This window comes from Streptomyces sp. NRRL B-24484 (assembly GCF_000717715.1).
Classification (GTDB): domain Bacteria; phylum Actinomycetota; class Actinomycetes; order Streptomycetales; family Streptomycetaceae; genus Kitasatospora.
In genome coordinates this window covers 1-11,785 of sequence record NZ_JOAI01000088.1, presented here as the reverse complement: position 1 = coordinate 11,785, position 11,785 = coordinate 1, and the positions used below count along the sequence as shown (strand labels likewise).

Genomic DNA, 11,785 nt, shown 5'->3' with positions numbered 1-11,785 from the left:
TCGGACGCGACCAGGTGCCGGTCGTGTTGAGGAACTGCTGGGTCAGCCGGTCCAGCTCGCGGAACGGGTCAGTGCGCAGCAGCATCGCGAAACACCTCCAGGTGGTTGGGCTGTGGGAGCCAGTGCGCTTCACCTGACTCCTTTCTAGCTCGTCATCCATCCGATGACAAGTCGGCGTGTCGCCTATAGAGTGACTACATGAGTGAGAAGTCCCGCAGAGCCGCCCCCGACGCCTCTCCGCCGGTCGAGCCCGCCTCGTTCCTGGCGGCCGCATCCGCGCTGGGTGCCATAGGCGACGCCGTCCGCACTGCCCAGAACCCCGCGTCCCAGACCCCGACCGCCCCCGACACGCAGGAAGGCCCCGAGCAGGCCCTGGCCGCCCTGTTGCTGCTGCGCGAGCTGCGCACCCAGCTCGCCGGCTGGGAAGCCGGACTTGTGGAGACTGCCCGGGAGGCAGGCGCCACGTGGGCCGACCTCGCCCGCCCGATGGGCGTCGCCAGCCGCCAGGCCGCCGAGAACCGCTACCTGCGCCTCAAGCCCGACCTCGTCGCGCCCCTGAACGCCATGCGCCCCCACCTCGGCCCGGCCCACACCGACCTCGCCACCCGCCTCGACGACCTCACCCACCACACCGACCGCCTCCGCCATGACAGCGACCAACGCCGCGCCTGACCGCCACCCCGACACCGCCGAAGAACGCTGGCAACGCATCCAGGACAAGATCACGGACCTCGAACGCCGGATCCGCGAAATCAGCTCCGCCGCCATCACCGCCATCGACACCCGCCTCGCCCACCTCGACGCCCTGCGCCGCCGCCTCGCCCAGCACCCCTGGCCCCCGCCGGCCCCTGCCGACGCTGCCGCCCGGCAGCGCGACCACAGCGCCGACCGTTCCTCCATCCCAACCGACGCAGCAAGCCTGCAGCGGGTCCCGGCCTTCCCGGCCAACGGGCTCGCAGGAGCGCCCCCGGTCGGCCGGGTACTGGTGTGACCTGACCGCCGTATTGCCGGCGACACGCACGGTGAGCACGGGACACCGGTGGGCTCAGGGACTTGGGCGGTGGTGCGCAGCGGTGGTGTCGCACCCCGTAAGACTGATGGGCCCGGTGTTGGTGGCGGAATGCCGAGCGCGGGTGGCACGGATGGGCAGGCCCCCGCGTACCCACGGGGTGTGCGAGGCGGCGGAGTGTTCGGCCCGCAGCCGGTCAAGTCTGTCCGCGACGCCGAGCAGGCCGACCAGCACGGCCGGTTCGGTGGCGTTCACGCTGATGCACCTCCGGCGCCATCGACCCCGAGGTCGGGGTCGATGGCGAACAGACTGTCCGCCCCGGTGATCCCCCAAAGGCGTGGGTCCGCTGCCAGCGCCTCTCGCGCATCGGTGAACCTGACGGGGCCGCGCGGATCGGTGTCGGACCCCGGTCTGGCTACGATTCCAGGAACTCAAGAGCCCGTGCGACGAATTCGTCGTGGTATTGGAAGATGCCCCCGTGTCGGCAGGGCGCTGGCGGCGTCGCCGACACGGTCGGCCGCTCCCGCAGCCTCGACCTCGACGAGGTGGCCGGCGCGGTCGCCTTCCAGTCGGCGACCGGCTGCTTCACCCGCCCGTCGGAGGTCGCAGACCTCGTGCTCTTCCTCGCGGGCCCCGGCGCCGCCAACATCACCGGCGCCGACTTCGTCGTGGGCGGCGGCCTCGTCGACTCCTTGTGGCCGGGGGCCGGGTCCTGCGGGAGGCCGCGGGGGCGACCCAACCATCGGATGTATGCGCGGATGGCCGCGGCGGGAACAGGCTCCAGGGCCGCAGCCGGGGACTAGGTGAGACACGGCCCACCTTCGATGAGACAGGTCACGGAGGCTGTCGCGGGGGTGTCGCGACCTCCTGTCGCGTGGGGTGCTGTCGACTGCTGTGACCTGCGTGGATGCCCGCGTTCCCCTTGTGTGGTCGGGGCGCGACAGGTGGCCTGGGTGTGGCCGCCGGGTGGGTGCGGATGGTGTGGCAGCGGGCCGGACTCCTGCGGCTCCGGTGACCGATCCGCCCCTACCCCCAGAGCGGTACCCCGATCGCTGACAGCATGGCCAGCAGCAGACATGCACCGGCGAGCGCCATCGTCGCATACACACAGCCGAGCCCGCCCTCTGTTTGCTCGACCGACTCGGGCCGCCGCTCCAGTAGTGGCTCCGGCGCCGGCAGCGGCTGGGACAGGTGCTCCCTGAGGTGCTCCTCGGAGCAGTAGCTGAGGCAGAGGGTTCGCGCGCCGCTGCGGACGATCTCGACGTCGATCGTGTCCTCGTGGTCCGTGGGCTCGTCACAGAAATCGCAGGGCAGCTGAGAGCAGCAGTCGTCCAGCTGGTCCTCGGTCAACGGTGTACCCAACATGCGCTGATCGTTTCACAGCCAGAGTGGCAGTCTCTTGCACCCCCTGGACTGGGCCTTCGCCTCTCCCGGACAGCGGCCGAGCCGCGTTGCACCGCCCGGTCTGCGCCCCGGCCCCGATCATCAGCAACGCAACGCCGGGACGTGGAAGAGACGCCGGGTTCGCCGCTGGCCGGCTGCACCGGTAGGTCCTGATCACTACATGCTGACCGAGCGCGGCAACGAGACGAGAACCGAGAGTGGCCTTTCACGGGCCGTCGCAGCGTTGCGCGCAGCCCTGGCACCTGTACACGGCCAGGGTCAGGCCGTATCCGTTACTGCGTGGGCGGGAGGGCGACCAGGTAGCCAGGCTGGACGCCGTTGATGTTGCGGATGGCGCTGCCGGAGGAGACCCAGACGCTGGTCGGGGTATCGGCTGTGGGTATCTGGAAGACGCCGTGGACGGGGCCGGTGCTGTTGGGGTTGATGCCGAATGCCGGACCGATCTGGCCCTTGCTGTGCCAGTACTGCTCGTAGTCCAGGGCGTGCATGGCGTCGTCCTGGCTCTGCTGGTAGTGGATGCCTCCGACGTTGAGTGAGACGGTGTTATCGGCATCCCAGTTCGCCTGGTCGGTGCCGACGTTGGTGGCGGTCATGGCAAGGACGCAGTACTTCTTGCCAGCCTCGGGGGTCGGTGTGGGCGTGGTGGAGGCACCGGTGGAGTCGGCGGCGTAGGCCAGGACCTGCGGGTCGAGGCCGTTGCAGGTAACACTGTCAACGGTGACCCGCATCCGAGTGGGTGGTGAACTGTCGCCGCTCGGGATGGTGAGAGTGAACGGCTCGCCGACGTGGGGCTGTCCCAACACCTGTGCCCCTGCCGGGGCGCCGGCGGTGTCGCCGGTCGCGGAACGACTCGGTGTCCGGCTCACGGCCGTGGACGGCGCACGCGTACTTGGGCTTGCCGTCGGCGCCGAGCTGGAGCCGGAGCTGGAGCAGGCCACCGCGCCGACCAGCAGCACCATGCCTGCCACTACCGCCGGCATGTTGTTCCTCGTCACACCTGCCTCCAACATCGTCCTGGGTCGATACTGCGATGCGACCTCCCCACTCGCAGCCCGAGCGCGCGGGCGCCTCGCGGCGGTGTAGCCGCCACCCGTGCGGAAGGGCCGCCATCTACAGGTGACGCCGATGCCGTCGGCCGGCAGCCCCCGAGCTGGAGGTGATGCCGGCCTCCGTGCCAGATGTGCCCGCGCCGAGATCGGCGGCGACCTGTTCGCGGTCGTCCGCGATGCCGCGGTGAACGCGTGGCAGGCGGCCACATTCAGCCCGGGCTCCGGCGTAGCCTCTGACTCGGCGCCCCGCTGCTCACCGGGAGCGTAGCGTGGGCGGGTTTCGGGTCGCCGGTCAGTCAGTGTTTTCGGTGTCGGTTCGGAGGAGGGAGTGTGGGGCGTTCGGGCGGGCGGAGCTCGCCGGGCCCGGGGGTGGCCGTCTGTAGACCCATCGTGAGCTCGGGCTTCGTGTGCGACGGGCTGTTTCGGATGTGACGAACCGGCAGGTGGCTCGCCTCGACTTCTCGAGCTGGCGCAGGTCAACGGGTTGCTTGATGATCAAAGCTTCGGCATAGTCCTGGCCACATGATCGCGAAGCCCCAATTCGTCGTATCGCGGCGATCCTTCGCGCCCCGGGGAGATCCATGTTCACGTTCAAGCGTATGGCCGTGACCGCTGCGGCCGCCGTGGCACTGACGCTCAGTGCGACCAACACTGCGTCTGCCGCGGATTTCGTGATCAACGAGCACGCCACGTCGTCCGACGCCGGCGGTTGTGGTGTGGTCGGCTGGTCTCAGTACGGCGACGTCTTCCGCTTCATGGACCTGTGCAAGGACGGCAAGGGCGTCGAGGTGGAATGGACCACGCCGACCAAGGGCCTGGCCTCCACCAGCGACGCCAAGCACACCCACAACTACACCGGCGGCTACACCGGCTGGGAGTACCTGGGCTCCTACGACCTGGACTTCCCCGAAGGCGCCTGCTTCTACTTCCGTGCAGGCCTGGAGGACAACGGCAGTCACGTCGCCAACACCTACAGCTCCTGGACGCTCGCCTGCGCCTGACCGGTACCGACGCCATGCTGCGAACCTGGCTCCGCCCGGCCGACAGCGACTGACCCCCACAAGGCAACGGCCCCGATCGCACCATCCTGCGATCGGGGCCGTTGCCCGATCTCTGCAGCACACCCGGAGTCCCACCAGACTCCGAACTGCAGGCCCACAGCCGGACCGACGACGACCGGCCACGGCAGCTGGAGCGACGGCCAACCCGCCCCCCACCGACTGCCCGCACTGAGACCGCGTTTGAGATCTGTCCTGTCCCGTGACTGGAGTGCCGCCGGAGCGGTCGCCGTGCTGCTGAGAATGGGTGTCGGGCAACGTGGCAGATGGGGCACGGGTGGAAGCGTTGCCTTGTCAGCCAAGGGGCCTGGCACGTGGATCGGTCATTCCGGAGTTCGCTAATGTCCGAACATGGCCGACAATGACACGCTCCAGACAGCGCCGGACGACCCTGTGGCAGCCCAGTGGCAGCTCGTGCGAGAGAAGGGCGGGCACCTCATCGACAAGACTCTTGTGGAGGCGGCATACGCCAACCCTGCCCTCCGGCGACTGTTTCCGCTGGTCAGCCATGGATCGCTGCAGTTCAGTCGTTGCACCCGCTTCCCCTGGTCCCAAGACCTGCCTTCAATCTTTCCCAATGGCGAACGGCGGTTCCGCGTGCTTCGGCTGCATGAGCCGCAAGGTTCGGGGCGAGAGCAGATCAGTGGCTCTGTTACAGCCGATGAGGCCGTGGAGCTCGTAGCCTCGCACCTTCCAGCGGGCTGTGGTCCTGCCCTTGACGGAACACCCGACGTCCTCAAACCGCTCAGCTGAGTCGGACAACTATCGGGCTGTGGGGCCTACGAGCGGGCGCGGGCCTGGGCGGCTGGCCGGCCGACCTCGGGTGAGTCGGCGGACCATGATGCCGATCATCGCCCAGCGGATCATGGTCTCGGATCGGGCTGGGCTTGTCTCATAGTCCCTGGCGAGGCGGCGGTGGGCGGTGAGCCAGGAGAAGGTGCGCTCGATCGCCCACCGCTTGGGCTGGACTTGGAAGCCACGCTGGCCGGGGTCCTTGCGGACGATGTCCAGCTCACGGCCGAGGATCTGGGTGGTCCAGTCGACCAAGCGGCCAGCGAAGCCCTGGTCCGCCCAGAATTTCTGGATTCGCGGGTGGTCGAGCCGGGCCCACTGCAGCGGGCGGCGACCGCCGTCTCGGTCTTGAACGCTCGCGGCAACCACATGGACGGCCACCAGCAGGCCGAGCGTGTCGGTGACCAGGAACCGCTTGCGGCCTTTAACCTTCTTGCCGGCGTCGAATCCCCTGGTCGACGCGGGCACGGTGTCAGCGGTGCGGACCGACTGCGAGTCGATCAATCCTGCGCTCGGCTCGGCATTGCGGCCGGAGGGCCTTCGCCCGTAATGGTGGACACGCGGTTGGCTGTCACGCGGCGAGCGTGAGCTTAGCGGTGTGGTGTCGGCGTTCGTACTCGTTGGGGCTGAGGTGGCCGTTGGTGGAGGGTCGGCGGCGGGTGTTGTAGCGAGCCAGCCAGGCGAAGACGGTTCTCCTGCAGGTGGCGGGGTCGCCGTAGTCGCGGGCGCCTTGGAGCGTCTCGCGTTTGAGGGAGGCGTGGAAGCTCTCGCAGGCCGCGTTGTCGGCACTGCTGCCGACCGCGCCCATCGAGCGGGTGACACCCAGGCCAGAGCACGGGTCGGCGAAGGCCCGGGACCCGTATTGCGCCCCGTGGTCGGTGTGGAACACCGCCCCGTCCAGTCCGCGGCGGATCTGGGCCGCCATCCGCAGCGCGTCGGCGACCAGGCTGGTGCGCATGTGGTCGGCGATCGACCAGCCCACGACCTTGCGGCTGAAGCAGTCCAAGACGGTGGCCAGGTAGAGGAACTCCCCGCCGGCCAACGGCAGATACGTGATGTCGCCCATGTACTTGCGGCCCGGTTCGGTGGCGGTGAAGTCCCGTTGGAACAGGTCCGGGACCACCGTTGCGGCCGGGGCCGGGACGGTGGTGCGGACCCGCCTGCGCAGACGGACGCCGGCGATGTCATGCGTCCGCATGACCCGTGCGACCCGCTTGTGGTTCACCCGAGTTCCGCTCTCGCGCAGTTCCGCGGTCACCCTCGGCGAGCCGTAGGTCCCCCCGGAGCCGGCGTGGATGCGCCGGATCTCCTCCGCCAGAACCTGGTCCTCGCGCCGGCGGGCGGCTCTGGCCCCAGCTCCGCCGAGCCACTTGTAGTAGCTGGACCGGTTGACGTCCAGCACCTGGCACAGCCGCTTCACCTCATAGGTGTCCCGGTGGTCGTGGACGAACTGGAAGCGGCTCACCAGTTCGTCTCGCCGGCGGAATACTTGGCCGCCCTGCGCAGGATGTCCCGCTCGGTGGCCGGCTTCCGCTCGCTCGCCTCAAGCTCGGCCACCCGGGCCTCCAACTGCCGGATCCGCATCTCCGGATCACCGGACCCGGCCGGGTGCCCTGCCCGGGCCGCGGTCGTGCCACCAGTTCGGAGGCCGGTGGGGGCGATGCCGCGGCGTTCCCGGTCCCGCAGCACCCACTCACGCAGTGTCGCCCTGTTGATGCCCAGGTCAGCGGCGATGTCCTTGTAGGTCGCCCCGGGCGTGGACTCGTACAGGGCCACGGCATCGGCCTTGAACTCGTCCGAGTAGTCCTTCATCGCCATCGGCGGTGTTCTCGCTTCCTCCGGATCAAGCAGATCCAGTATCAGCGTGTCCACCCATCAGGGCGAAGCCCCTGGGGTGTTCGGTGGTGGTTGGTTGTGGGGTGTGTTTTGGTGTGTCGGGTGGTCGTGGGATGGGATGGTGGTGCGCCATGGGAGTGATTGATCACCGGTACCTGGTGGGGCGGCGTTGCGCCGCCCGGTCGGGTGGATCGGTCGGCCCGGGTGAGAAGACCGTTGACGATGAGAAGGCACCACTGTGGCAACCGATTACGACACTCCCCGCGACGCCCGTGACGGCGACGGCGGCAGCGACGACAGCATCGAGGCCTTGAAGGGCCGGCGCGAGGACAAGCAGAGTCCGGTGGTCGACGCCGACCCGGAGGCCGCCGAGGGGCTGGAGCTTCCGGGCGCGGACCTGTCCGGTGAGGAGCTGACCGTCCAGGTCGTGCCGTTGCAGCACGACGAGTTCACCTGTGCGACCTGTTTCCTGGTCCACCACCGCACCCGGCTCGGTGCCACGGACCGGGACGGCCGGCCCGCCTGCCGCGACTGCGCGGCCTGACACCGCGGGAGGGGGAAGCCCGGGCGGCGGTCGCAGGCGGGTACGCGCGCGCCGTCCCGCCCGGGCAGGTCCTCACGGCCGCCGGAGGCGGTCGGCCCACACCCGGCACCCTGCGACCCTGCGACCCTGCGACCCGGCATCCCGGCACCCCGCGACCCCCGCCATCCCGCCATCCCTGCATCCCGCCATCCCTGCATCCCGCCATCCCGGCACCCCGTATCCCGCGACCCTGGCACCTGGTGGGTGCGGGGTGCGGGCCGTCCCGGGGGCGCGGGGGTTCGGGGCATGCCGAGGCGCGTGGTGGGCGCACGGGCGCACGGTCGCCGGGCGGGCATCGGGGGCTGTGGACGGAATGTATTGGGGTGCGCGCTGCGGGCGCCGGTGGACATTCGGACAGGTCGTGGGCGGCCGGGTGGCCGCCGGCGTGTACGAATTCCCCGGTGCGGGTGTGTGAATGGCGTTATTGCTGATTTCTGCCGGGTTCCGTCCGTCCCGCCCGCCGGCGGATACGGAAGCGCCTGAAACCGCCTCCACCTGCTGATACGGCCCATGCGGGCGGGATTGTTCGGGTGTTCGATCCAGTGGTTGGAATGCCCGGGCCGGTGGTGTGCGTTCCAGCTGCGATCCGGCCCCCGCGCCGGGTCTGCCAAATGGGATATTCGGCCAAGAATTTTGAAGGATCTTGTGTCGTTCGAGCGGGGCGCCGCAGACTCTTCTCGGCCGCCGCAGAACGGCGTTCGTCCGTGGTGAAACGTCTTCCCGGAAACTGCCCATACTCCCGTGACCGTCGTCCGTCCTCTGCAGGTGCCCCGCCGCGGGTGTACCCGCCGGCCCCTGTCGTTCCGCTCCCTTTGGAGAGTTCCGATGGACATGCGCTACGAGGCCTACTCCTACGCCGACCGGCTCTTCTACGACTCACCCGTCCGCTGGGCGGCACGCGAGGAGTTCCCGGCCGCCGGCGAGCCGGCGCCTTTCGGATGGGTGCGCACCGTGCGGGAGGTGTGGGTCGGCTACCGGCCCACCGACACCGTCCTGCCGGAACAGGGCTGGAAGATCCACGTGTCGGCCACCTTGGAGAACGCGCCGCGGATCCTCGACCTGGTGCGGACCCACTGCTTCGACAACCGGATCGCCTTCAAGTTCCTGCGCAGTCCGGCACTGGTGCAGACGCAGAACGCCAAGTACGCCTCCCGCGGGTCGAGCGGGAAGTTCCTCACGCTCTACCCGGTCGGCGAGGACGAACTGACGCGATGTCTGCACGAACTCGACGCGGCCCTGGACGGCGCACCCGGCCCGTACATCCTCAGCGACCTGCGGTGGCGCAACGGGCCGCTGTACCTGCGTTACGGCGCCTTCGTCGAGCTCCTGTGCCGCTCCGACGACGGCGAACTGGTCCTCGCCTTCCGCGAGCCCGACGGCCGACTGCGACCCGATGTCCGCCGGGCCGTCTTCGAGGTCCCCGAGTGGGCCCCCGTCCCGGCCGTGCTCCGCGAGGCCCTCGCCGACGCCGGGCGGACCAGCGTGGACGCCTTCCCGTACACGGTGGAGCAGGCGCTCCACTTCTCCAACGGCGGCGGCATCTACCTGGCCCGCCCGGCCGCCGGCGGCGACCAGGTGGTGCTCAAGGAGGCCCGGCCGTACGCGGGTCTGGACCAGCGCGGCGAGGACGCCGTCGAGCGGCTGCGCCGCGAGTACGAGGTCCTGCGTCGCCTGGAGACAGTGCCCGAAGTGCCCGCGGCGCTCGGCCACCTCACCGCCTGGGAGCACCACTTCCTGGTGCAGGAGTACGTCGACGGCGAGCCGCTGCACCGCTGGTTCGGCCGGAACTACCCGCTGGTCCACCCGGACCCGGACGAGGCGACGATCGCCGACTACCGGGACAAGGCCCTCGACATCCTCGCCGGCGTCGAACGCGGCCTGCACGCCATCCACCGGCGGGGCATCGTCTTCGGCGACCTCCACCCGCGCAACCTGATCGTCCGCCCGGACGGGCGGGTCGCCTTCATCGACTTCGAACTCGCCTCACCCGTCGACGACTTCAGACGCCCGGCGCTCGGCGCCGCCGGCTTCGCCGCACCCGCCGGCCTCGACGGCCCCGCCGTGGACGCGTACGCGCTGGACGCACTGCGGCTGTGGATGTTCATGCCGCTGCTGCCCCTGACCACGCTCAGCCCCGGCAAGGGCGAGGCCCTCGCCCGCGCGGCCCGCACACGGTTCGCCCTCCCACCGCACCTCCCACCCGCCCCGCAGACCCCGCAGGCAGAACCGGCTGCGCCCACCCCGCCGGCAGGGTCGGCAGAGCCGGCCGGGTCCGGGGCGCTCAGACCGCAGCCGGCCACGCCCGGGCCGGGTTCGCCGGAGCCGGCCGTGTCCGGGCCGGGTTCGCCGGAGCCGGCCACGCCCGGGCCGGGTTCGCCGGAGCCGGCCGTGTCCGGGCCGGGTGCGCCGGAGCCGGTTACGCCCGGGTCGGGTTCGCCGGAGCCGGCCGTGTCCGGGCCCGCGACGGACCTCGACGCCCTGCTCGACGGGGACCCCGCACGGTGGCCGCAGCTGCGCGACGCACTCGCCGCCGCGATCGCGGCGAGCGCCACCCCCGACCGCACCGACCGGCTCTTCCCGGGCGACCCGGGCCAGTTCACCCACGACGGCCTCGGACTGTCCTACGGCGCGGCCGGCGTGCTGTGGGCCCTGCACACCAGCGGCGCCGGTGTCGACCCGGAACACCTCGGATGGCTGACCGCGGCGGTGACCCGCGAACCGTGCCGGCCGGGACTGTTCATCGGCGCCCACGGCGTCGCCTACGTCCTGGACCGGCTCGGCCGGCCCCAGCAGGCCCTCGACCTGTTCGACCGGCTCCGCAAGGACGACCCCGACGCGCCCGGCCCCGACCTCTCCGGCGGCCTCGCCGGGATCGGCCTGACCCAGCTCCACTTCGCCGACACCACCGGCGACCGCGCCCTGCGCGACACCGCCCTCGACACCGCCGAACGCGCCGTCGACCGGCTCGGCCTCACCGGGCCCGACGCCGCCACCGCACCGCCCGGCTCCCGGGCCGGCCTCCTGCACGGCGCCACCGGCACCGCGCTGCTCCTGCTGCACCTGCACCGGGCCACCGGCGACAGCGCCCTGCTCGACCTGGCCGGCACCGCCCTGGCACGCGACCTGTCGCGCTGCGTGACCGCCGAGGACGGCACCCTCCAGGTCGACGACGGCACCCGCGTCCTGCCCTACCTGGAGTCCGGCAGCGCCGGCATCGCCGCCGTCCTCCACGCCTACCTGCGGCACCGGCCGAACTCCCCGCTCGGCGTGCACCTGGCGCCGATCCGCGCCGCCGCCGAACCCGAGTTCATCGTCCAGTCCGGCCTGTTCAACGGACGCGCCGGCCTGATTGCCCTGCTGGCACTGCTGCAGGGCGACCGAGCGGCGCACACCGAGCCGATCCGGCGCCACGTCCGGCGGCTGGCCTGGCACGCCATCCCGTACCACGGCCGGCCCGCCTTCCCCGGCGAACAGCTGCTGCGCCTGTCGATGGACCTGGCGACCGGCACGGCCGGTGTCCTCGCCGCCCTCGCGGCCGTCCACGGCGCCACGCCCGCCCTGCCGTTCTGGCCCGGCCCGCGGGCCGCGCAGATGCGCCCGGACGCCGCCGGCCTCTGACAACCCCCACCCGGCCCCGCAGCACGGACCCGTGCCGCCGGCGGCCACCCCGCGGCGGGAACCACCGCCCGCCGCCCCGCGGCCGGGAAGCACCCGCCGCCCACGAGTTCCGGCGAACGCCGGGAAACCCACCGAAACCCCAAGGAGGGGCCATGTCGATCCTGAGCCTGCAGGCGCTGGAGACGTCCGAGGAGACCTTCGAGTTCCGCTCGGTCCTCAGCTCGCTGAGCGCCGTCAACTGCACCAACAGCACGGTGAGCACGCTGCTCTGCCTCTGAGCGGCAGGTCGACCGGCCCCTCCGGCGGTCGACACCCCCGCAGCCCCGGCCCGGAGCGATCCGGGCCGGCCGCCCGCGGCGATGCCGGGCCCCGGCCGAACCCGGCCGGGGCCCGGCAGTCGTTCCCGCCCACCCCCACCCCCACCCCCACCCCCACC

Annotated in this window: 11 protein-coding genes and 2 pseudogenes; 8 read left to right on the top strand and 5 right to left on the bottom strand. The window is 71.2% G+C overall.

The features are described from left to right. A pseudogene (locus IE98_RS51750) lies at positions 1-85 on the bottom strand (Hsp20/alpha crystallin family protein); the annotation flags it as partial. A gap of 113 nt (positions 86-198) precedes the next feature. On the opposite strand from IE98_RS51750, the gene IE98_RS0140750 reads away from it, so the two are divergent. The 3 genes from IE98_RS0140750 (at position 199) to IE98_RS50335 (ending at position 1,812) form a co-directional block, all read left to right on the top strand. Continuing rightward, entirely contained in the window at positions 199-672 is a 474-nt protein-coding gene (locus IE98_RS0140750; RefSeq protein WP_043176306.1) for a hypothetical protein, read from the top strand. Further along, positions 647-991: a hypothetical protein gene (locus IE98_RS0140745; RefSeq protein ID WP_030277697.1), complete on the top strand. Its 345-nt coding sequence runs from the start codon at positions 647-649 to the stop codon at positions 989-991. Before IE98_RS0140750 ends, IE98_RS0140745 begins: the two co-directional genes overlap by 26 nt. Before the next feature lie 488 nt (positions 992-1,479). Next, on the top strand, positions 1,480-1,812 hold the full coding sequence (locus IE98_RS50335) for an SDR family oxidoreductase (protein WP_030277696.1): 333 nt from the start codon (positions 1,480-1,482) through the stop codon (positions 1,810-1,812). 223 nt (positions 1,813-2,035) lie between these two features. Here IE98_RS50335 and IE98_RS0140735 read toward each other — a convergent pair whose 3' ends face one another. Further along, positions 2,036-2,359 carry a hypothetical protein gene (locus IE98_RS0140735; protein WP_159401246.1) on the bottom strand — a complete coding sequence of 108 codons (324 nt, stop codon included), beginning with the start codon at positions 2,357-2,359 and terminating at the stop codon, positions 2,036-2,038. 326 nt (positions 2,360-2,685) lie between these two features. Continuing rightward, entirely contained in the window at positions 2,686-3,141 is a 456-nt protein-coding gene (locus IE98_RS47505; protein WP_106976858.1) for a hypothetical protein, read from the bottom strand. Between the two features lie 902 nt (positions 3,142-4,043). On the opposite strand from IE98_RS47505, the gene IE98_RS0140725 reads away from it, so the two are divergent. Beyond that, positions 4,044-4,463 carry a hypothetical protein gene (locus IE98_RS0140725; protein ID WP_030277690.1) on the top strand — a complete coding sequence of 140 codons (420 nt, stop codon included), beginning with the start codon at positions 4,044-4,046 and terminating at the stop codon, positions 4,461-4,463. Between the two features lie 408 nt (positions 4,464-4,871). Next, positions 4,872-5,273, top strand: coding sequence for a DUF6193 family natural product biosynthesis protein (locus tag IE98_RS49895; RefSeq protein WP_159401245.1), 402 nt, complete (start codon positions 4,872-4,874; stop codon positions 5,271-5,273). Positions 5,274-5,282: 9 nt separating this feature from the next. Here the strand turns inward: IE98_RS49895 and IE98_RS0140720 are convergent. After that, positions 5,283-5,855, bottom strand: a pseudogene (locus IE98_RS0140720) (IS5/IS1182 family transposase); the annotation flags it as partial. A gap of 28 nt (positions 5,856-5,883) precedes the next feature. Next, positions 5,884-7,130 (bottom strand): IS3 family transposase gene (locus IE98_RS0140715; RefSeq protein ID WP_106976857.1). Its coding sequence is split into 2 segments (ribosomal slippage): positions 5,884-6,797 and positions 6,797-7,130, totalling 1,248 coding nucleotides; the frame shifts between segments, so codons are not numbered across the junction. A gap of 256 nt (positions 7,131-7,386) precedes the next feature. Between IE98_RS0140715 and IE98_RS0140705 the strand changes: the two genes are divergently transcribed. The 3 genes from IE98_RS0140705 (at position 7,387) to IE98_RS48750 (ending at position 11,627) form a co-directional block, all read left to right on the top strand. Beyond that, positions 7,387-7,692 carry a DUF4193 domain-containing protein gene (locus tag IE98_RS0140705; RefSeq protein ID WP_030277685.1) on the top strand — a complete coding sequence of 102 codons (306 nt, stop codon included), beginning with the start codon at positions 7,387-7,389 and terminating at the stop codon, positions 7,690-7,692. An 864-nt stretch (positions 7,693-8,556) separates the two neighbouring features. After that, positions 8,557-11,349 (top strand): class III lanthionine synthetase LanKC, encoded by a 2,793-nt coding sequence (gene lanKC, locus IE98_RS0140700; protein WP_043176305.1) that lies wholly within the window; start codon positions 8,557-8,559, stop codon positions 11,347-11,349. A gap of 152 nt (positions 11,350-11,501) precedes the next feature. Further along, a complete protein-coding gene (locus tag IE98_RS48750; protein ID WP_106976856.1) occupies positions 11,502-11,627 on the top strand; it encodes a SapB/AmfS family lanthipeptide in 126 nt (41 codons plus the stop codon). Positions 11,628-11,785 lie beyond the last annotated feature (158 nt).